Raw genomic sequence first — 20919 nt, forward strand, 5'->3', positions numbered from 1 at the left:
TCAGGTGCGCCCAGTCTAAAAAGCCCGCGTTCACGGGGGAACGAAGCTTTTTCGATATGGTTCTGCGATTTTTGTGCGGCCCGTGCTTGTTGGTTGATATCAAAATGATGAAAACTACCCGAACACCTTCAAGGGCCTGGATGCCGCCCGCCACCTCTACGAATCATTCGGCTTTGTACTCACGCACAAAGAGGCCGGCACGCAGTGGGGCAGCACCGCGACCGAACAACAATTCCGCCGCCGCACCCAGGGCTGAGCCTGCCCAGCCCCCCAAGCGCATAAGGAGACCCCACGTGACACCGCAACTCAATCTGGACGCCTACTTCAACCGCATCCAATGGGGCGGCAGCGTTCGCCCAAGCTACGACACGCTCGCGCAGTTGGTGCGCGCCCACATGCGGCACATCCCGTTCGAGAACCTCGACGTGCTGCTCGGGCGCGGCATCCGCATTGATCTGGAGAGCATCCAGAACAAGCTCGTACGCGCACGCCGGGGCGGTTACTGCTTTGAACACGCCACCTTGTTTGCAGCCGTGCTGGAACAGCTCGGTTTTCAGCCGGTTCGCCACTCATCGCGCGTGATCATCCAGACCCCGCGGGTTGAAGCGCCGCGCACGCACATGTTCCTGACCGTGCCGCTGCCCGAAGGCACCTTCGTCGTCGACCCCGGCTTTGGCGGGCTGGCCCCGCGCGTGCCGGTGCCGCTGGACGGCACCCAGGCCAACATTGACGGCGAACTGCACTGGATGGTGCGCGACGAAACCCGCTGGGTGCTGCGCGCCCAGGTGCGCAGCGACACCCCCGTTGACGCCTGGGTCACCACGCTTGAGCAGGACTACCCGATCGATTTTGAAATGGCGAACTACTACACGTGCACGTATCCCGCATCGCCGTTCATGAACCGCATCCTGATGCGGTCATTGACCGACGAAGGGCGGGTGACGGTCATGAATCGGGATGCGACGATCTGGCGGGGCAATACGCCGCACCGGATTGAACTGGAGGATCGGCGGGCATTGCGGGGGCTTCTGACCGAATACTTCGGTATCGATCTGCCGGAGGTGGAGCACATGCGTGTGCCTGGGGTTCCGGAGTGGGGGTGACACTGATGATTCGGAATCTTGGCGTGTTGCAGCAAGCTGGATAGCGAAATTCCCTGCCGTCTCGGGGAAAGTCACGACTTCTTCTTATTTACCCGGCCCCCGCACTAGGTCCTTCAACAACTCCCACCGATACAGCTCCACCAGCACCCCCTCCAGCGTGGTGAGCACGTACGCTCCAATCCCATCCAAAAACCCGGCCTGATACTCGGCTGATTTATTGCGGACGTTGATCTGAAGCTCCCACCGCAGCATCTTCGGCTGATAGTGCCGATGCAGTTTCAAATCTATCTGTGTCCGCCGCAGAAACTCGCGTGCAGACACCGCGCCCTGCAGGTACTCACGTTTATGTTTAAGCGTCATCGCGCACCTCCGCACGCGGCGTGGCGATCGATACAAGGCGGGGAGGGGAAATGCGCGGAGCGGCGTCCGCAAGCGGCGGGAACAGCGTGAATCAGTAATGCCATTGTCTTGCCCTCTAACTGGTTGAGTCGGGGGAGCCGCCCACCGGCAGGGGTGGGCGGGCACACGGCAAGGTCTGCAATACCGATCAGAAACACCAAAGAACCGGCAGGGCCGAAGCCCTCCCTGCCGGGCCCGCCCATAGGGACGAACGACGGCGCGCGAGGGCTATAACGGCACTCACGGGTATTTCTGATGTCGGGATTGCAGGCCCGGCTGCGCTTTTTTTGCGCAAGCGGGGCAGAGTCTACCGGGCGCCCGGCAACGCGGGCAAGTTGGGGTTTGTGGCGGTCTGCGACTCAGACAGCATCCGCCGAGTCAAAAACGCCGATGGTCGAGTTCAAAACCCCACCCGCCAAGTCCACACCCTCGATCACGAGTCAAAAAGCCCCGCGATCGGCTGTCAAAGCTCGACACGCGGGGCTCAAAGTGCGGCACCCGGTTTTGCGCACCCTATGGGTGAAGCTTCTCGCCCTTGTTCAGCATGTCAATGAACTGAGCGATTTTTCGTGCACGCGTTTCGGCCTTCTTGACGTTCTGGATTCTGAACAGAATGGCGTACCGGTTCTGGCTATTCAGGGCCGCGAAGAATTGCTTTGCCTTCGGGTTGGCGTCAAGGGCTTGCTGCAGATCATCAGGCACGGTGGACGTGCTCGCAGACGAATAGGCAGCTTCCCAACGCCCGTCGCGCTTGGCTTGATCGATTGCGCGCAACCCCGCGGGCCGCATCCTTCCGGCAGAGATCAACGCCGCGGCTTTTGCCTTGTTGATCCTGGACCAGATGCTTTTGGCCGTTCGGGGCGTAAATCGCTGCAGCCAGTAGTGCTCGTTCTCCGCCTGCTTTTGCCCATCAATCCACCCGTAACAAAGCGCGCCCTCAAGTGCCTGCGCATAAGAAACAGTGGCGTGTTCGGCAGAGCGCTTGGCTATGCGGAGCCAAACACCGGGCACAGCGTCTCCGTTGGCTTCAAGCCAGGCTTCCCAGGCTTCCGGGTTGGTGAGCGTGAGTGTTGGGCTGTGCATTGCGCTAGGTCTTATGTGCGTGTTCAGTGGCGCAGGCAGGTGTTTGCCGGAATATTTGCCGGAATAGGCGGTCGGGCGGAATTTAAATGCTCACGAATGCTTTTCGCTGTGGTATCGCAATCACTTTGCAAAGATGGTTGCTGATGGCTGGCCATGGCCGGCATCCACTCCTGCATTTCGTTTTGTCCCCAAGGGTTGGCCGTAGGATGGCCGATTCCGAGCAAGCCCAAGCACATCGACACGTGGCTGAACCCGGCCCTTGCCCGATTCATCATCCTTTGATGCGCCGAAGAAAAAACATGCTGGAAATTCCAGTAACGATTGAGGAGATGACTATCACCCTATAAGCGAGATAGTCCCTTCGCTCCTCTTGCGTCACGTAGTAGATTTTTCCTTTCAGCTCGATTTGTGCAACATGAACGTCGTCAGCTGCATGTCGCGCTGAGTACACGATGCGGCTATCGAGCGGCATCCAGGCAAATAGAGACAGCCCAACAGCTACGAGCGTTGAAGAGATTGCTACGCATTTCATGACCATTCGGGCCACAGACTGCAGAGACATTTCTCACCTCCGAGGTACTGTGAATGCGCGCCATACCACCGCATGTCGGAATCGTTTGCGTGCGGAACGGATTGACCATAGCTCCGGCAAGCACCGGAATCATTGGTTCGTTCTCTCTATCCCTCTTACGGAATTTCGCCTACTTGCTACTCCGTTTCCTATGGGTGGTCGCGAAACCGTTCGAATGGCTGCTTCTGGCCGACTGCCGCCACTCCGGCGCGTTGCAGCCCCGACGCACTGCGTGGCCGCCAAATTACCGTGCATCCTGCAGGGCTTTCTCCCATGCTGGGGCCGCATCGGTGAGTTCACGATAGCAATCGTCATTCGCCAATAGTCGACCACTTGAGAGGTCGACCAATATGCACGACAGGTTGAAGTGCAATGAGCCGGTCTGATAGGCAACTTGCTTTCCGTTTTCCCGGAACATCCATTTCCATACAAATGGATCTCCCTTGATTCGACGGATAACATGCCCGCGCCGGGCGATAACGAGGGTGGTGGGGTAGCTCTGACCGTCTGGGAACCGATGGTTTTCGGTCCACCCCTCAAGACCGTTCGGCCCAGCTCGATGCGCCGACTCGATAGGCTTGTTTGGCTGCGACGCCTGAGCCATTGCAGCGCCTGCCAACAGGAGCATGCCAATCATGGCCAGCCTTCTGCCAGCGCATCGCATGACCGACGAGAGGGGTTTCGGGCGAAAAAACTTCACTAGCTTCATGTGTGGCTTCCTTGCATGCCCGAACGGGCAATGGCGTGCGCTGTTCGATATGTGCCGAACGGCCGCTCTAGCTGCGGATTCAGCCGGCCCCTTGCCACGCATCCCTCGCGTCAACTCCTCGCGGATATCTGCCCTGTGCTTTAGCGTATGGGCTGCATTGCGTGGCCTTGCATGCCTGTGTCGAACCGTCCAAAGCGTAACGCCAGGGTCGGCAGCACGAGCAGGTTCAACACGGTTGACGTGATCAGCCCCCCCAGGATGACCACGGCCATTGGCCCTTCAACTTCGTTGCCCGGCTCGCCGCTTTGCAAGGCCAATGGCAGCAGCCCAAGCCCTGTGACCAGCGCCGTCATCAGAATGGGCGCCAGCCGCTCTTTTGCCCCCAACGTTGCGGTCTCCATGTTCCAGGGGTGCCCCTCCACGTGCACCAGATGCTGGTAGTGCGAGATGAGCATGATGGAGTTGCGCAGCGTAATACCAAACAGGGTGACGAAACCCACCATGGAGCCCAGCGATAGCAGGCCGCCGGTGGCAAAGACAGTCAGCGCGCCGCCCACCAGCGCGAACGGCAGATTGGTCAGCACGAGCAGCAACCCGCGCCAGCTACGCAGCGCAAGATAAACCAGCAAACAGATGATGACCGCGGCAATGCCAAAGTACATCGCCAAATCGCGCTGTGCGCTGGCCTGGGCCTGCGCCTCGCCCGAGAAGACGACGTAGTATCCCTTCGGCAACTTGATTTCGGTGTCGATGCGATGCTGGGCTTGCCTCACGAACTGACCAACCGAGGGCCCGTTGACCTGCGCTGTCACCGTCTGCAAGCGCTGGCCGCCGCTGTGCTGGATGAGATACCGTCCATCGGTCTGGCCAATATCCGCAAGCCGGCTCAGCGGGACGATGAGGCCGTCAGCGTTGCGCAGCGGCAGTTCGCCAATCTGGGCAGGACCGCGCCGGGCACTGTCGGCCAGCACCACCGCAACGTTGGACACCGTGTTGGCTTCATAGACCTGGGAAACTTCAGCGCCTTGGTAGGCCGCCTGAATGGCTTCCATCACGTCCACCGGCGCAAAGCCCCAGCGGGCAAGCTGGTCTTGCCGCAGGCGGATGGACAACTGAGGCAGCGTTGGCGGCGCGGGCAGCGTGACACCAGAAGCGCCCGGCACTGAACCGAGTGTTGCCGATACCTGCCGTGCCAGGCTGTCGAGCACATCCAGGTCAGGGCCGAATACGTTGATGATGACAGGGGCTGTGTATCCGGAAATGGTCTCCTGCACGCGCTCGGTCAGGAATGTCTCGGTGGTAAAGGTCAGGCCCGGAAACTCGCCCAGCTTTGCACGCAACTGCGCCAGCGTCTCCTCTTGGGCATCTGCCCCCAAGCCGGGCTTCAGGTCAATTTCGAACTCGCTGTATTGCGGCCCGAACACATCCACGCCACGCGCGGTTCGCCCAACGCGCTGGGCAACGGTGCGGACGTTGGGCACCGCAAGCAGGGCACGGCTGACGCGCTCGCCAACGCGCAAGGACTCTTGCAGTGACGTTCCGGGCACGGCTTGCATGTGCGTGATGAAGTGGCCCTCCCTCAGCTCCGGCAGAAATTGCAGGTGATAGAAGGGCAGGGTCGCAAGGGCTGCCAGAACGAGACCGGCGAACCCGCTCATCACCATGACCGAGTGCCGCTCCACACGGGCGAGCATGGCCGTGTATCGCACGTGGAGCCATTGGTAGACGCGCGGCTCCTTCGTCTCACTGGTGGCCTGCCGCAACAGCGCGTAGCACAGCGCCGGGGTGAGCGTGAGCGCCACCGCAAGGGAAGACAGGATGGCCAGGATATAGGCCGTGCCCAACGGCGCAAACAGCTTGCCGGCCACGCCGGATAGCGTCAGCACTGGCAAGAAAACAACGGCCACTGTAAAGGTGGCGTAAATCACCGCGCTGCGCACTTCGGTGGATGCATTGACAACGATTTGCAACGCAGACAGCGGGCTGCCTTTCAGCCGGTTCTCGTGCAGGCGGCGGTAGATGTTTTCCACGTCGATGATGGCGTCGTCCACTACCTCGCCCAATGCAATGGCCAGGCCGCCTAGCGTCATGGTGTTCAGCGGCACACCGAAGTGATGCAGCACGATGATGGCGGTCAGCAACGACAGCGGAATCGCCGTTGCTGAAATAAAGGCCGTCCGAACGTTGAACAAGAACAGAAACAGCACCACGACCACCAGTACGGCACCCACCAATAGCGCCGTACGCAAATGGTTGATGGATGCCGTGATGAAGTTGGCCGGCCGGAACAAGTCTGCATGGAGCTGAATGTCGTTTGCCGCCAGAACGGGCCGAAGCGCGGCCAGCGCCTCTTCAGCGTTCTTGGTGACGGAGACCGTATCCGCGCCGTACTGATTGCTCACCATGACGACGACACCGCGCTTGCCCTGAACATTTGCGCCGCTCACCGGCACCTCCTGGCCCACCACGACCTTGCCGATGTCCGCCAGCCTCACCACCGCACCGTTCTTTTGCAGGAGCGCGACTTGTCCTAGCTGCTCCGCCGTTGTGCTCTGCCCGACGGTGTTGAGCACGATGCGCTGGTTGTCGGTGTCCAGCACGCCAGCGCCACGGATGCCCGTCGCCCGCTGCGCCGCACCAACAACGTCATGAATGGACAAGCCCAGGCGAACCAGCTGTTGGGGGGCCACCTGGACTTGGTATTGCTTGACCTCGCCGCCGTAGATGCCGACGTCTGAAACTCCGGCACGGCTGAGCAGCCGTGGCTTGAGCGTCCACTCTGCAAAGCTGCGCAGATCCATCAGCGAGCGTGTGTTGGACGTGAGCCCGATGCCCAGCACCAGGTTGGTGGACGAACTCAGCGGCGTCATCTTGGGTGCGCGCACACCCACAGGCAATTCGCCGGAGAGCGTTGCGAGTTGCTCCCCCACCAGTTGGCGCGCCCGCAGCACGTCGGTCTGTTCGCTGAATATCAGCGTGACGACCGAAAGCCCCTGTATCGATTGGGACCGCATGGACTCAAGCCCGATGGCGCCGCCCAGTACGTTCTCAACGCGTTGGGTAACCAGTTGCTCGACCTGCTCGGAGGACAATCCGGGCGCTTCCGTTTGCACAGTCACCAGCGGCGGGGCGAATTCCGGGAAGACATCCAGCTTGGCGTGATACAGCGCGTAGAGGCCGTAGCCGAGCAAGAGAACGGCAAGGGCAAAGATGATGCCCCGCAGGCGGACGGAGAAATCGATGATGGACGTCAGCATCGCTTGGCGGGCAGACGCCCGTTAATCGTTGTCAGGTTGGTTGCCGCCTTGGGCCCGGGACTCTTCCGAGAGCAGCAACTGTGCGCCACGCACGACAACGAGATCGCCGGGCTTGAATCCATCCGCCACAAAGAAGTCTCCGTCTTGCGCAAACCGTGCATCGACGGCGCGGCGCTGGAAGGTGTGCTTGCCCGTGTGGACATACGCCCACGGTTGTCCGCCATACCAGACGATGGCGCCGGCCGGAACCAGGACGCCCGCTTTTGCGCTCGCCCCGGCAGGCGCTCTGGCGCTGATGCGTGCGCCCGCCCCGAGCTGCGTTGCCGCACGGTAGTAGTAGGCCTGCCCCTGAATGCCGGGGTCCGCTTGTGGGGAGGCCGATACAAGCCGCGCCTCGAACGGCGCAACGCCGTCGCCGGTGGCTTTCAGCAAAGCAGGCGCCGCACCGCTTTGGCCGCCAGGAAACACAACACGCAGCAGAACGTCGCGCCGGTCCAGCAAACGCGCCAGATTGGCGGAGGCTGGCGATGCGATCCACCCCGCGATGGTTGCGCCGTATTGCTGCCTGGCCGCCGTCACGGTGGCATCCAGACTGACCTGTGTTGACTTGATCTTGGCCGTTGCCGCGATGCTCGCGGAGCGCGCCGCCTGAAGCGTCTTTAACGAGGCGTTCTGAACATCGGCATACAGCGTTTGCGTCCGGTCAAGTTCTGCCCGTGCGGTGTCTGCCGCGACTTTTGCGGCGTCGAGGTCCGCCTTGGTGGCCGCGTACCGGCTTGAGAGGTCGGCCAGCGGCTGCAAGTCCATGACCGTGCCATAAACGGCGGCGCCAGCGGTGCTCTCGGTGGCGCTCAACGCGCGCACTTGGATGCCGCTGGCAGCTTGGGCGGCTGCATCCACTGTCAGCGTGACGAGGCCATCCTCAAGGGTGATGCGCACTGGGCTGTGCACCGCTGCCTCTTGTTCGGCTTCGCGCGCTTGCTCGCCTCGGCTCAGCATGAACCCGCCCACCGCCAAGGCGACCAGGATGACCGGCGAGAAGAGCGCCACGCCTTTGAGTAAGGTGCGTTTTGACATGGTTATTTGAGTGGCATTGCGGTAAGAGGGCGCTGCATGGCGTCTTCCATGCGCCCGACCGCCTGTTGCATCTGGAAGGTCGCATCAGTCAGGGCGAGCTGGGCTGTGAGCGCGCTTTTTTCTGCCAGCGTCAGCGTCAGACGGTCGGACTGGCCAATCTCGAATGCGCGTTGCGCTGTGGTCAACTGGCGGGATTGCGCCGCAAGCTGCGCTTTGCTTTGCTGAACGATGTCTTGGGTGGCTTGGTAAGCGGCGATCGCGCCGTCGGTCTCGCCAAAGGCCTGGGCCTGCAACTGCTGCAGATGCGCTTGGGCTTCCAGGCGGCGGGCACGCGCCTGCGCAATGGGGCCTTCGTTGCGATTGAATATCGGCAGCACCAGACCGGCAAAGTCGAATCCGATCTTGCGGGCACCTTGGTCGAAGGTGTAACCGGGCCCAAGATGGATGTCCGGATACTGCTTGGCGACCTCTGATTGCAGAGCGGCTTGGCTGGCCTCGTATTGTTCAACGCCGGCCTGCACATCGGCCCGGTTCAGGAGTGCTTGCACCCGCAGGGTGTCCGCCGGTATTGCGGGATAGGCCCCGGCATATTCCGTGAGGTCCAGTTCGATGTTGTCGAGCGCGCTCGCTCGCAGCCCCAGCACAGTGGCGACTTGGACACGTGCCGCAGCGGCATCGCGTTGTGCTGTCAGCAGGTTGGTTCGTGCCTCCATGACGGCCAGCCGCTGCTGGTTGACCTCCCATGCGGAGGCGTCCCCAGCCGTCTGGCGATGCTCCAGCATGGCAGCGGTGCGCTGGTCCAGTGTCAGTTGCTGGCCCAGGCGTTCAGCTTTTTCTCGGGCAAGCCAGAGATTGAGCAACTGTGTCCGCAGTTGGCTGCGGACGCCCCACGCCGTGTTCGCAACCTGAAACCGGGCTGCGCCGGACAGGTGTGTCGCCTCACTGATGCGAGCGCTCCGCTTACCGGCAGTCTCAATAGGAATGTCCAGCGCCATACCGAGCGTCCAGGGGGAATCGCCATTCTTGGGGTTGAGCGTGCGCTGAAACGGCAACTGCAGCGTAGGGTTCGGCCGTTGCGCAGCCGTTGTGGTTGCCGCTTCCGCAGTTGCGAGCCTGGCGCGTGCGGCTTCCAGCGCCGGATTGAAATAGAACGCGGCGAGTGTCAGGCTCTGCGGGTTCCATCGGCTGGGCGGCCAGGCTTCTGCGGCCTGCGGATCATGCTGACGAATGTACTCACGCAATTCCGGTGATTGCAGGGAACGCGCCGTATAAGCATCTGCCACCGATGCCGCTGAAAGCGGCCGTGCGTCATAACGGTCAAAGGCACACGCGCTCAGGAGCAGAGCTGCAATCGGCACGAACAGCGGCCAACGGAAGCGAATGGTGGTTGCAGTCTTCATCGCTGGTTTTTTCTTTCTTTTGTCGAATGGAAACGCCACCGTTGGGCCAGTACAACCTGCCGTGCCCGGTAGTGGGCGCCAGGAGGTCAGGCGAAGGTAGAAGCCGAGACTTAGAGCGGACTTAGTGTATAGGACCTTGGGGTCACATATCGCCTGGCGGCATCGTTACGTATCCGTTAAGTCTGGCAATGGCTTGCCCGTTGCCCGTTGCCCGTTGCCAGGCAGGCGTCGCTCCATCTCGACGGAGCATCAGAGGGGATGGAGGTGTACCTGCATGATGCAGGCCGTTTCGAACGATTAGCCGCGCCGCTCCTTGCACCCGCGCCGCTGTGGTGACGAGCGCCATGATTCGCCCGCTGGCGCTGCGCTATTGGCGCCGCAGCACGACATGTGTGGCCTTTTCCGATGCGACGGATTCAACGCATGCATAGCCCAGCGCCCGCAGGTCTAGCCCCGCGAACAGCGGTTCTCCGCGGCCGAGCAGTACTGGCGAGATCGCAATGTGCAGCTCATCGACCAAGCCCTCGCGAAGGTACTGCCGGATGGTGCCCGGCCCGCCGCCAATCCGCACGTCTTTTCCGTTGGCGGCCTCGCGTGCGCGGTCGAGCGCCTCGTGAATGCCGCCTGTGACGAAGTGGAATGTCGTGCCGCCTTCCATGTTGATGGGCGCGCGCGCGTGATGAGTCAGGACGAACGCGGGAACGTGATACGGCGGGTTGTCTCCCCACCAGCCTTTCCAGTTGTCGTCCGGCCAGTCCCCACGGATGGGGCCGAACATGTTGCGCCCAAGAATCCAGGCGCCGACATTCTGGAAGCCACGGGCGGCGAAGTCATCGTCAATGCCGGTGGTGCCGCCGTCCTTGCCGAACAGGTTGCGCTGGAACGTGCGTGTCGGGATCAACCACTGATGCAGCTCGGTCCCGCCAACGCCGAGCGGGTTGTTGATGTCCTGATCCGGGCCCGCTCCGTATCCGTCGAGCGAGAGGGTGCAGCCTTCAACGCGAATGCGTGTCATCGTTGCCTCCGGTTTGCCTGCGTTTCGACGCCCTGGGGGGCATCCATGGATGCCGGCGTCCGGACATGCATATTAGTACCGGGGCCAGCCGGTGACGCTTGATGTTGCTGGCCACACGCGCGGCGAGCCGGCCAAACATGCCGCGCACGCCGCGCCGGACATCCGCCATTGGGAGGAGGCCGCCGCCATCCTTTAGAATCGCGCACTTTGCCCAGACTCCCATGTGGTTCAAAAACCTTCAGCTTCATCGCCTGCCCGCCCCGTGGGCCGTGACCCCGGATCAGCTTGAGACATGGCTGGCGCCGCACGCGTTTCAACCAGGCAACAGCGTCGAGAAGCAGACTTCGGGCTGGGCATCGCCGCGCGATGACGGCGCGCTCGTGTATGCCAACAACGGGCAGATGCTGCTCACGTTCCGCGCTGAAAAGAAGCTGCTACCGGCATCGGTCATCAATCAGGTGACCAAAGCCCGCGCGCTTGAGGCGGAGGAGCAACAGGGCTTCAAGCCCGGCCGCAAACAGATGCGCGAACTCAAGGAACAGGTGACCGACGAGCTGCTGCCGCGCGCGTTCAGCATTCGCCGCGATACCCGTGTGTGGATCGATACGGCAAACGGCTGGCTCGTGATCGATGCGGCTTCGCAGGCGGTGGCCGACGACATTCGCGGCCTGCTCGTGAAGTCGATCGACCAGTTGCCAATGACCAGCGTGCGCGTGGCGCATTCGCCGGTTGCCGCGATGACGGAGTGGCTGCTCTCCGGCGAGGCGCCGGGCGGTTTTACCGTGGACCAGGATGCCGAGTTGCGCTCGACCGGAGAAGGCGGCGCCACGGTGCGGTACGTCGGCCATGCGCTGGAAGCGGACGACATGCGGCGGCACATCGAAGCCGGCAAGCAATGCATGCGTCTGGCCATGACGTGGGACGACCGCGTGTCGTTCGTGCTGACGCCGTCGCTCATGATCAAGCGCGTTACGCCGCTCGACGTGATCAAGGAGGCGGAAGACCCCACCGCGCAGAACGACGACGAACGCTTTGACTCCGATGTCGCACTGATGACCGGCGAGTTGGCGCGGATGCTGACGGATCTGGTCGACAGTCTGGGCGGCGACCAGCTCGACGCAATGCCACAGGCCAGAGCGGCCAGAGCGGCCTGAGCGGCCTGAGCGGCCAGAGCCCCTTCGTCTGCCAACACGGGGCGCGGGGCAGGTGGACGAGGCCGTGGTGGCTAACGGCGGATCGTGCCGGTGGATGTCCCAGTCAGTCTGTCCGCCCGGCGCGCAAGTCGCTCTTGCGGATGAGTTGCAGCAGGGTTTGCGCAGGCTTGCTCAAGCGCCGTGCCGACAGTGTGATGAATTCGATTGCGGGCAGCGGCGGTAATGCGTCGCCATTGATTGGCGGCACCAGCCCGCCGCCGGCCAGGTTCTGCGCACGCACCGTAATCCCCAGCCCGCCACGCGCTGCGGCAATACACCCCGAATGGCTGCTGCTGGTGCAGACCACACGCCAAAGCCAGCCCGCCGCAGCCAGCGTGTCCAAAACAACGGAGCGGGTCACGCTAGGCTCGTTGACGAGGATGAGCGGTAGCGGCTGGCCCAAGTCCACCACGGTGCCAGGCCGGGCCAGCCATTCGAGTTGGCCGCGGAACAGCGGCACGCCACGGCGCTCGCCCTCGCGGCGCTTGCCGACGATCAGGTCGAGCGAGCCGTCTTCAATGCCCTCGTAAAGCTTGCTGGTCATCCCCATCGTGATTTCGAGTTCGACGTCGGGGTGCGTGGCCCGGAACGCCGCCAGCAGATTGGGCAACGGTCCCTGGGCCAGATCTTCCGATGATCCCAACCGAACGCGGCCCTGCAGCCGGGGCGCGCTGAACTGCAACTCGGCACGCGCCAGCGATTCGAGGATCAGCTTCGCGTGAACGAGTAGCGCTTCGCCATCGGGCGTGAGCGACAGCGAATGGGTGTCGCGCACAAACAGCCGCCGGTTCACGCTGTGTTCCAGCCGGCGGATGTGATCGCTGACGGATGATTGCGACAGGCCAAGCTGGCGCCCGGCATCTGTAAAGCTATGTGCCGCGGCCACGGTGGCGAAGGTTTGAATCCAGACGGGATTGAGCATGCGGGCATTGTCATCGGGGTTTCCGATAACAGTCAACGTCTCTAGAGGGGTTCCCGATTGGCTCGCCATGGGTAGCATTGCGGGTGGATGTCCGGCGCTTCCGGACAGGCATTCCAGGATTCGCATGCAGACCGCTTCAACTTCCGCCCCACAAGACGCCGCCCGGAAGGCCATGCTGTGGATCGTCTTTGCCGGCTTCTTCATGCAGGCGCTGGACACGACGATCGTCAATACCGCGCTGCCATCGATGGCGCGCAGCCTGGGCGAAAAGCCGCTCGATCTGAAATCGGTGGTGGTGGCTTATACGCTGACCATGGCCATGCTGACGCCGGCATCGGGATGGCTGGCAGACAAGTTCGGCACGCGGCGCGTCTATTTCAGCGCGATCCTGATCTTCGTTTTGGGCTCGGTGTTCTGCGCGATGGCGCACACGCTTGAGCAGTTGGTGATCGCGCGCGTGCTGCAGGGCATTGGGGGTTCCATGCTGTTGCCCATCGGCCGGCTGGCGATATTGCGCAACATCCCAGGCGAGCAGTACATCGCCGCATTGGCCTTCGTGTCGGTGGCCGGCCAGGTCGGCCCGCTTCTAGGCCCGGCGTTGGGCGGATGGCTGGTGCAGGACGCTTCGTGGCACTGGATTTTCCTGATCAACGTGCCAGTGGGTTTCGTGGGTCTGTTCGCGGTACGGCGCTATCTGCCGCAGGACGCGGTGAGCGCGGTGGCGCCGTTCGACTGGGTGGGCTGCGGCCTGCTGTCGTTATGCATGGTGGCCTTTTCGCTGGCACTGGAAAACGGCGCGCATAGCCCGTGGAGCGCGGGGCTCATTGCCGTGAGCATCGTCAGCGCGCTGCTCTATATTCCGCACGCAAGGCGCCGCGCCGCGCCGTTGTTCCACCTTGCACTATTGCGCGAACCGAACTTCAGCGTTGGGCTGATCGGCAACCTGTTCTGCCGTATTGGTTCGGGCGCCGTGCCGTTTCTGCTGCCGTTGCTGTTTCAACTGCAGCTTGGGTATTCGCCGTTTCGTTCGGGGTTGCTGCTCTTGCCGATCGCCATTGCGGGCATGCTCGCCAAGCGCTGGGTCGTCCCCCTCGTGAACCGGTTTGGATACGACATGTTTCTGCAGATCAACACGTGGGTTGTCGGCATATCGATTGCCTCGTTTGCGGCCATGTCTCCGGGCTGGCCGTTGGTGCTGTCGATCCTGCAACTGTCGGTATTCGGGTGGGCGAATTCGATGCAGTTCGCAGCCATGAACAGCATCACGCTCAAGGGTTTGTCGCACCAGGACGCTGGCGCGGGAAACAGCTTGTTCTCGATGGTGCAGATGCTGGCAATTGGCCTGGGAGTCTCGATTGGGGGCGGGTTGGTCAGCCTGTTCTCGGTCAAGCTGGGTGTGGCTGCACCGGCGTACCGGCTGGCGTTCTTCACCATGGGCCTAGTGACTGTGCTGTCTGCGCTGATCTTCCGTCGGCTGGATGCCAAGCCGTTCCGAGCCAAAAACGTGGAGGCCGAGGCGGTGCAGGCGCGCTAGGGATTGCTGCCCAGCGTGGAGCAGGTTCCGGTTCCAGCCCCACGCCAATCAGATGCCGCGCGAAAATGCCGGGGCATCATCCGCGCATGCGCAAAAGATCGGCGTACGAGACCAATTTGCGTTTTCCCGTTCCAAGCGTCTTGCGTTTTGAGGCGGGACGAGCGGGCTTGCTGCGCTCGAACTTGGCGGCCGCGCGTGCGTCTTCCTTCGCGTGGACGCTGGACGCCTTGGCTTCAGCCTTGACGCGTTCAGCTTCCAGTCGCGCGGCAACGCGTTCCTCGCGGGCAACTTCCTGAGCGGCCGAGAGGATTTCGGCCTTGAGTTGATCGCGTCGTTGCTTGGCGGCGGCCCGCGCGGCCTGGAGCTGTTCCTTCCGTTGCCGCAGCCAGTCTTTTCGATTCACCGGCGCGGGGCGGGCCTCTGGGGGCACGCTCATGCGCAAAGCCCGGCTGATGGTCACTTTCTCAGCGCGGATCTGGCGACGCGGATCGTGTTTCGCATCACTCATGGTGCGCAACACTCCCCAGCGGCACCTCGGTGCAGCCGTGCATCAGCAGGAGATGGAAGGTCGTGGCGTTCATTGCGTCAACCGTACCATAGGGCTCCATGAATCGGAAACCGCCGGTACGCCCGGGCACTCGCCGGATGTCATCTCCATCATCCAGCGCCGCGCGGCCAGCGCGAACACCTACGCCAACCCGAGCGTAGTGCAGCACTGACGCCGCTGGTGCCCGCACAAGCGGTTGCGTTACTTCACAGGCATCAAGATCGGTGCGCCCTTGTTCTTGATGAAAAACACGATGAACTTGGCCGGCTGTGTCGCGCTGGCATTGCGCCCGACGGTATGCCCATCCAGGGGCTTTGTTTTCCGCCGCCTGCAATAACGTATGTGCGTGAATACGCAACCAAATTGCATCGCCATTGGCGCAAAATAGCGGTTTGGGCGTTTTTTGCGCCCTCGCACCCCATGGAGACGGTATGAACAACGTTGTCGAGTCGGCCCTTTCTATCGAGAAGCGCCCGAACCCTGTTCCGGCGGATGAGCGCGCGCGCCTGCTGGAAAACCCCGCTTTCGGCCGCGTGTTCACCGACCACATGGCCACCATCCGCTACACCGAGGGCAAGGGCTGGCACGACGCCAAGATCGGCGCGCATGGCCCGATCCAGTGCGATCCGTCTACGCTGGTGCTGCACTACGCCCAGGAAATTTTCGAGGGCATGAAGGCCTACCGCCTGCCGGACGGCGGTGGTGCACTGTTCCGCCCGGACGCGAATGCGCGCCGGTTCCAGAATTCCGCCAAGCGTCTGGCCATGCCTGCCCTGCCGGAAGATCTGTTTCTGCAAGCCGTGCGCGAGCTGGTCAAGCTGGACCGCGACTGGATTCCGTCGGGCCAGGGCTCGGCGCTGTACCTGCGCCCGTTCATGATTGCCACCGAGGTGGTCCTGGGCGTGAAGCCGTCGGCTGAGTACCTGTTCTGCGTGATTGCCTGCCCGGTGGGCGCGTACTTCAAGGGCGACGCTTCGTCGGGCGTCACGATCTGGGTGTCGGACAACTACACGCGCGCCGCGCCCGGCGGCACCGGCGAGGCAAAGTGCGGCGGCAACTACGCCGCCAGCCTCGTCGCGCAGGCCGAGGCCACGCGAGAGGGCTGCGACCAGGTGGTCTTTCTCGATGCGGTGGAGCGCAAATGGATTGAAGAACTCGGCGGCATGAATGTGTTCTTCGTCTTTGACGACAACTCGCTGCAGACGCCGCCGCTCACCGGCACGATCTTGCCGGGCATCACGCGCGATTCGCTGATCACCCTGGCGCGCGGCATGGGCCTGACCGTGCGCGAAGAGCCGTACTCCATCGACCAATGGCAAGCCGACGCTCAAAGCGGCCGCCTGCGCGAAGCCTTTGCCTGCGGCACGGCCGCCGTGGTCACGCCGATCGGCAAGGTCAAGGGTCACAAGCACAACTTCACCATCGGCAACGGCAGGGCAGGTGAGCTGACAACCAAGCTGAAGGCAGCGCTGGTTGAACTGCAGAACGGCCGCGCGCCGGATCCGCACAACTGGCTCGACCGCCTGTTCTGAGCCCGGGATGGCTGAATCGCTTTCCCCGCTCTCCGTTGATGCTGCAGAGGTGTGGGTCACCACACCTGATGGCCGTCTCTATGCCAAGCAATGGGGCGGCCCGATGGATGATGCCGCCAAGCCGCCTATCGTGCTGCTGCACGATTCGCTCGGCTGCGTTGAACTGTGGCGTGATTTTCCGCAGCGCCTGGCCCAGTCGACCGGGCATGCGGTCATCGCTTACGACCGGCTCGGCTTTGGCCAATCCGATGCATTTCCGGGTCAGCTCGATCCGGGCTTCATCCAGCAGGAAGCGTATGGCGGTTTTGCCGCGCTGACCGAGCAGCTTGGCGTGGATCGCTTCATCGCTTTTGGCCACAGCGTGGGCGGTGGGATGGCGGTGTCGATTGCGGCAGCGTATCCGGGCCGCTGCGCGGGCTTGATCACCGAGGCGGCGCAGGCGTTTGTGGAAGAGCAGACGCGAGAAGGCATCCGTGTCGCCCGGAGGCAGTTTGCCGAGCCCGCCCAGATGAGCCGGCTGGAGCGGTACCACGGCACCAAGGCCCCATGGGTGCTGGATGCGTGGGTCAACACGTGGTTGTCTGCGGCGTTTGCGCAGTGGTGCCTGGACGATGCGCTGCTTGCGGTGCGCAGCCCCGTGCTGGCGCTGCATGGCACCGAAGACGAATACGGCTCGACCGCGCAGCCCGAGCGCATTGTCACGCTGGCTGGCGCACCCGCCACACTCAAGCTGGTACAGCGTTGCGGGCACGTGCCGCACCGGGAGCAGGAGACTGCCGTGCTTGATGCAGTCAACGCTTTCCTCACCGCATCCATTTGATCCGCATTGCCGGCCAGCGCCGTTCAGGTGCTGGCATCGACGCTTATTGCGAGCCTCGGTTCAGGTGCATCGCACCAAAATCGAACGACCGTTTTTAAATCGGCCGTTTCAATCAACTGCTTTTTCCCCGCTGACAGAACGCTGCACAGCGGCGGCCTTGTTTGGAAGTTTGCCCCTAGCTTCGGGCGTTGGCCTCTTCTCCTCCCACGCCTATAACGCAGGTGTCGGGCATGACCCCGGCGGCGCACGCATGTGCGTACACAGCCAAGCCACCCAGCGGGGCAAACAGGAGGAAGACAATGGCAACACCCGGCATGGTCGCGTCCGTGGAGTGGACCGACGGCAAACGCTATCTCTGGATGCTCGGCGCGCTGACCATCACGCTGCCGATCATCGCAGCCGTTTCGGCGCTTGCGACGGGCTGGCATCCGCTCTGGTGGGCGGGGCCGTTCATCGTGTTCACGATCATCCCGCTACTCGATTACCTGATCGGGGACGACCGCGATAACCCGCCCGAGGAAGTCGTCCCGACGCTGGAAAAGCAACGCTACTACCGCCGCATCGTCTATCTGGCCACCACCGTGCTCTACGTGAGCTTTGCGGCGGCGATGTGGGTGCTGCGCACGTACGACCTTGCCTGGTACGACTACCTTGCGTTTGCGTTTTCAGTGGGCGTGGTGACGGGTATCTCGATCAACACCGCGCACGAGCTGGGCCACAAGACCGATGGTTTCGAGCGCTGGTTGGCGAAGATCACGCTGGCGCCGGTGGCTTATGGCCACTTCTTTGTGGAGCACAACCGCGGCCACCACGTGCGCGTGGCCACGCCGGCCGACCCGGCAAGCGCGCGCTATGGCGAATCGTTCTGGTCGTTTCTGCCGCGCACCGTGGTGGGCAGCATCCAATCTGCCTGGGCACTGGAGAAGCGGCGGCTGGAGCTGCACGGCCATTCGGTCTGGTCCTGGCGTAACGACGTGCTCAACGCGTGGGCAATGACCGTGGTGCTATGGGGCGTGTGCATTGCGTTCGTCGGGCCCAAAGCCGTGCCGTTCCTGATCATCCAGGCCGTCTACGGCGCCTCGCTGCTGGAGGTGGTGAACTACCTGGAGCACTACGGGCTGTGCCGCCAGCAACTGCCCAGCGGCCGCTACGAGCGCTGCACGCCACAGCATTCGTGGAACAGCAACCACGTGGTGACGAACCTGTTCCTGTACCAACTGCAACGACACGCCGATCACCATGCCAACCCGACGCGCTCGTTCCAGGCGCTGCGGCATTTCGAGCATTCCCCCCAACTGCCTGCCGGCTATGCGGCGATGATCCTGATCGCCTATGTGCCGCCGCTGTGGTTCCGTGTAATGAACCCGCGCGTGGTGGCGCATTACAACGGCAACATGTCGTTGGCGAATATCAAGCCGTCGATCCGCGAGAAGGTGCTCGCACAGTATCCGGCGCGCGCCTGACCTGGCTTGGCCGCTCGCGGCGCATGTGAAGCAGAGGTAGCGGGGGCGCCGTGGGGCTTCAGGGCGTCAAGGCGTCAGGGCGTCTGGTTGGCACGGCACTTTGCGCCTATCCTTCGCAGCATTGCTCCAGCCGCCGCCCCGCGCGGGCGAGGAGGCCACCGTGACGATTCCCCCGTGCTGCCTTGCCCTGGCGCTGCTGCTGGCCGTGCCCGCTGTTCTTGCGCAGGACGACCTGCAAAACCGCGGTCACGATCCCTTCTTCCAGATTTCGTCTGGCGTTGCCAACTGCCCCGAGCCCGCCGGCCCGCGCATCAGCGAGGCTGAGTGGAAGCGCGATTCGCATCACCGCATCGAGCACGGCAACCACTGCTGGGTTGAGGGGCGCTGCCGTTTGCCCAACGCGTTTTCTTACGACGACGAAATTGCCGAGACGGCGAAGCGGCGCCTGCAGTGGATGTCGATCCACGTGCCCGGATGGCGCGATAAGACGAGCCTGTGGGTGACGGTCTGGCAGCGCTGGGTGCTCGTGCAGGGGTGCGTGGCGCCGGGGTATGCGTTTGCGCCGTTCATGGCGGCGCTGCGCGAGGTGCCGGATGTCGAGCGCTTCATCAACGAGACAACCGCACACCCGGAGCGCGGCGTGCCCTACGCGCTGTTTCGCAAGGGCGCGGCCGCCAAGCCGTAAGCGTTGCGCCGAACGCGCGGTGGGTTCAGGGTTTGTGCTTCTGATACGTCCCGACGAGTTCCGCCTCTGCCAGCACATGGCCACGCATGGCGCGTTCCAGCTCGGCTTTGGTGGGGGCGCCAAGCTCCGGCAATTCCACGTTCAGCGCATAGAGCTTGTGGTAGTAGCGGTGGCGCCCGATGGGTGGGCAGGGGCCGCCGTAGGCGGTGCGCTTCCAGTCGTTGTTGCCGGGGCGTGCGCCGGGCGGCAGCCCTTTGCGCGCGGCATCTTCGGCCAGCGCGGTCGTGCCGGCCGGGATGTTGTAGAGCACCCAGTGGACCCAGGTCATCTTCGGCGCTGCCGGGTCGGGTGCGTCCGGATCATCAATGATCAGGGCGAGGCTACGTGTACCGGCCGGCACGCCCGTCCATGCGAGCGGTGGCGATATATCGGCGCCTTCGCATGTGAGGTGCGCAGGCATTTCACCGCCGGGAGCAAAGGCCGGCGAGGTCAGGGTGAGCGTCATGGTGTTCCTCGCTTGAGCGGAGGCGGGCGAGCTGCACACAATCGCCAGCAATAACGTCAGCGCGCACGTTCTGCGCGTTCGACAACGCGTGGGCGACATGTGTGAAGTCCTGTTGGTCCTGTTGGTCCTATCGTCCTATCGGCCCTGTCAGCCCCATCGGTCCCACCGGCGGGCGCACCGGTTGTGCAGGCCTTTCTGATTCCTTTCAAGCTAGTGCGCGACGGCAGTGCAGACAAGCATCGCCGCCGTCGCATCAACGCACAGACGCGTACCGCTGCGCGCTTCAGGCAAACCACCCCAGCGCCAATGCCACCACCGCCGGCACCGTCTGCACGAAGAGAATCCGCTTGTTGACCGTGATGGCGCCCCAGATGCCAGCCACCGCCACGCAGATCAGCCCGAACAATGCAAACGATGCGTTGACGGCGGGGTCCGGCGCTACCAGGCCGATCACCAGCGCCGCCACCAGAAAGCCGTTGTACAAGCCCTGGTTGGAAGCCATGGCCGCAGTCTCGGCGGCTTTCTCGGGCGTGATGCGGAATACCTTGGGGCCGCGCGTCTTCCACAGCACCATTTCCAGCACGACGATGTAGACGTGGATCAGCAGCACGAGCAGATACACGAGCAGGGCGAGTGTTTTGATCATGGCGGTCATCGAAAGTGAGCTTGCCGCCATGATAGAGAGTTTGTGCCGGATGCCTGCCCCCGGTGAAGGGGGCTCAGAACGTGGTCAGCGCGCGGGCATCGCGAGCGCCTTCGCGGGCAATCAGGCCAATCTTCTCCAAGGCCAGCACGCGCCTGAGCACGGCGGGGCCGGGCAAGCCGAGTGGTTGCACGCATTCCACAGAGCTGGCCTGGCACGCAGGCATGCAGGCCAGCCAATGTGTTCGAGTTTTGAGATATTGGCGTTTCAGTTCGCGTCGATCGGTCATGGTCGGCCCTTGCGTGATGCGGTCGTGTCGAAGGCAAATGCTGATGGCGATTATTACCCGGGTATAAATGGCATCTCAATAATACCCGGGTTAAATTGAATGAAAGGCGTGCGTCTGAGAGCGCTTCCTCGCTGGAGGCGCGGCTGCAAATTTCACCGCCGAGGGCTATGCT

20 protein-coding genes and 2 pseudogenes are annotated in these 20919 nt (G+C 62.9%); 9 read left to right on the plus strand and 13 right to left on the minus strand.

Annotated features, from left to right (window positions below; all coding sequences use genetic code 11):
- Positions 1–106: 106 nt before the first annotated feature.
- Positions 107–256 (plus strand): annotated as a pseudogene (locus PSUB009319_RS23100) (MarR family transcriptional regulator); the annotation flags it as partial.
- Positions 257–293: 37 nt separating this feature from the next.
- The gene (locus PSUB009319_RS22840) at positions 294–1103 is read left to right on the plus strand and encodes an arylamine N-acetyltransferase (RefSeq protein ID WP_185453393.1); all 810 of its coding nucleotides are present in this window, start codon (positions 294–296) and stop codon (positions 1101–1103) included.
- Positions 1104–1187: 84 nt separating this feature from the next.
- On the opposite strand, the gene PSUB009319_RS02350 is transcribed toward PSUB009319_RS22840, so the two are convergent.
- The 7 genes from PSUB009319_RS02350 to PSUB009319_RS02380 all read right to left on the minus strand — a co-directional run bounded on the left by PSUB009319_RS02350 (position 1188) and on the right by PSUB009319_RS02380 (position 10614).
- Positions 1188–1463, minus strand: coding sequence for a hypothetical protein (locus PSUB009319_RS02350; protein WP_124380633.1), 276 nt, complete (start codon positions 1461–1463; stop codon positions 1188–1190).
- A 552-nt stretch (positions 1464–2015) separates the two neighbouring features.
- Positions 2016–2585, minus strand: a complete 570-nt coding sequence (locus tag PSUB009319_RS02355; protein WP_124380634.1) for a YdeI family protein — start codon at positions 2583–2585, stop codon at positions 2016–2018.
- An 815-nt stretch (positions 2586–3400) separates the two neighbouring features.
- Entirely contained in the window at positions 3401–3865 is a 465-nt protein-coding gene (locus PSUB009319_RS02360) for a hypothetical protein (RefSeq protein ID WP_124380635.1), read from the minus strand.
- A 140-nt stretch (positions 3866–4005) separates the two neighbouring features.
- Positions 4006–7122: an efflux RND transporter permease subunit gene (locus PSUB009319_RS02365; RefSeq protein ID WP_124380636.1), complete on the minus strand. Its 3117-nt coding sequence runs from the start codon at positions 7120–7122 to the stop codon at positions 4006–4008.
- Positions 7123–7143: 21 nt separating this feature from the next.
- Positions 7144–8199 carry a metal transporter gene (locus tag PSUB009319_RS02370; protein WP_124380637.1) on the minus strand — a complete coding sequence of 352 codons (1056 nt, stop codon included), beginning with the start codon at positions 8197–8199 and terminating at the stop codon, positions 7144–7146.
- A 2-nt stretch (positions 8200–8201) separates the two neighbouring features.
- Positions 8202–9599, minus strand: a complete 1398-nt coding sequence (locus PSUB009319_RS02375; RefSeq protein WP_124380638.1) for a TolC family protein — start codon at positions 9597–9599, stop codon at positions 8202–8204.
- Between the two features lie 367 nt (positions 9600–9966).
- Positions 9967–10614, minus strand: coding sequence for a dihydrofolate reductase family protein (locus PSUB009319_RS02380; protein ID WP_124380639.1), 648 nt, complete (start codon positions 10612–10614; stop codon positions 9967–9969).
- A gap of 221 nt (positions 10615–10835) precedes the next feature.
- Here PSUB009319_RS02380 and PSUB009319_RS02385 point away from each other — a divergent pair, with 221 nt between their 5' ends.
- The gene (locus tag PSUB009319_RS02385; protein ID WP_124380640.1) at positions 10836–11768 is read left to right on the plus strand and encodes a recombination-associated protein RdgC; all 933 of its coding nucleotides are present in this window, start codon (positions 10836–10838) and stop codon (positions 11766–11768) included.
- A 103-nt stretch (positions 11769–11871) separates the two neighbouring features.
- Here PSUB009319_RS02385 and PSUB009319_RS02390 read toward each other — a convergent pair whose 3' ends face one another.
- Positions 11872–12729: a LysR family transcriptional regulator gene (locus PSUB009319_RS02390; RefSeq protein WP_124380641.1), complete on the minus strand. Its 858-nt coding sequence runs from the start codon at positions 12727–12729 to the stop codon at positions 11872–11874.
- A 67-nt stretch (positions 12730–12796) separates the two neighbouring features.
- Here PSUB009319_RS02390 and mdtD point away from each other — a divergent pair, with 67 nt between their 5' ends.
- Positions 12797–14263 (plus strand): multidrug transporter subunit MdtD, encoded by a 1467-nt coding sequence (gene mdtD, locus PSUB009319_RS02395; protein ID WP_124380642.1) that lies wholly within the window; start codon positions 12797–12799, stop codon positions 14261–14263.
- A gap of 76 nt (positions 14264–14339) precedes the next feature.
- On the opposite strand, the gene PSUB009319_RS02400 is transcribed toward mdtD, so the two are convergent.
- Complete coding sequence (locus PSUB009319_RS02400) at positions 14340–14771, minus strand: hypothetical protein (protein WP_124380705.1); 432 nt, start codon at positions 14769–14771, stop codon at positions 14340–14342.
- Here PSUB009319_RS02400 and PSUB009319_RS02405 point away from each other — a divergent pair.
- A complete protein-coding gene (locus PSUB009319_RS02405) occupies positions 14770–14982 on the plus strand; it encodes a hypothetical protein (protein ID WP_124380643.1) in 213 nt (70 codons plus the stop codon). The two genes, PSUB009319_RS02400 and PSUB009319_RS02405, sit on opposite strands and share 2 nt — an antisense overlap.
- Before the next feature lie 29 nt (positions 14983–15011).
- Here the strand turns inward: PSUB009319_RS02405 and PSUB009319_RS23105 are convergent.
- Positions 15012–15122: pseudogene (locus PSUB009319_RS23105) on the minus strand (cupin); the annotation flags it as partial.
- A gap of 119 nt (positions 15123–15241) precedes the next feature.
- Between PSUB009319_RS23105 and PSUB009319_RS02415 the strand changes: the two are divergent.
- From PSUB009319_RS02415 to PSUB009319_RS02430, 4 genes are all read left to right on the plus strand, one after another.
- Positions 15242–16342 (plus strand): branched-chain amino acid aminotransferase, encoded by a 1101-nt coding sequence (locus tag PSUB009319_RS02415; protein ID WP_124380644.1) that lies wholly within the window; start codon positions 15242–15244, stop codon positions 16340–16342.
- A gap of 7 nt (positions 16343–16349) precedes the next feature.
- A complete protein-coding gene (locus tag PSUB009319_RS02420) occupies positions 16350–17162 on the plus strand; it encodes an alpha/beta fold hydrolase (RefSeq protein ID WP_124380645.1) in 813 nt (270 codons plus the stop codon).
- 299 nt (positions 17163–17461) lie between these two features.
- Positions 17462–18625 (plus strand): alkane 1-monooxygenase, encoded by a 1164-nt coding sequence (locus tag PSUB009319_RS02425; RefSeq protein WP_124380646.1) that lies wholly within the window; start codon positions 17462–17464, stop codon positions 18623–18625.
- A 160-nt stretch (positions 18626–18785) separates the two neighbouring features.
- A complete protein-coding gene (locus PSUB009319_RS02430) occupies positions 18786–19310 on the plus strand; it encodes a BON domain-containing protein (protein ID WP_124380647.1) in 525 nt (174 codons plus the stop codon).
- Between the two features lie 25 nt (positions 19311–19335).
- Here the strand turns inward: PSUB009319_RS02430 and PSUB009319_RS02435 are convergent, their stop codons facing one another.
- The 3 genes from PSUB009319_RS02435 to PSUB009319_RS02445 form a co-directional block, all read right to left on the minus strand.
- The gene (locus PSUB009319_RS02435) at positions 19336–19815 is read right to left on the minus strand and encodes a YbhB/YbcL family Raf kinase inhibitor-like protein (protein ID WP_124380648.1); all 480 of its coding nucleotides are present in this window, start codon (positions 19813–19815) and stop codon (positions 19336–19338) included.
- A 283-nt stretch (positions 19816–20098) separates the two neighbouring features.
- Complete coding sequence (locus tag PSUB009319_RS02440; protein WP_124380649.1) at positions 20099–20461, minus strand: DUF1304 domain-containing protein; 363 nt, start codon at positions 20459–20461, stop codon at positions 20099–20101.
- A gap of 73 nt (positions 20462–20534) precedes the next feature.
- Entirely contained in the window at positions 20535–20747 is a 213-nt protein-coding gene (locus tag PSUB009319_RS02445) for a hypothetical protein (protein ID WP_124380650.1), read from the minus strand.
- Positions 20748–20919 lie beyond the last annotated feature (172 nt).

The organism is Ralstonia sp. SET104, assembly GCF_003851545.1.
Taxonomy (GTDB): domain Bacteria; phylum Pseudomonadota; class Gammaproteobacteria; order Burkholderiales; family Burkholderiaceae; genus Ralstonia.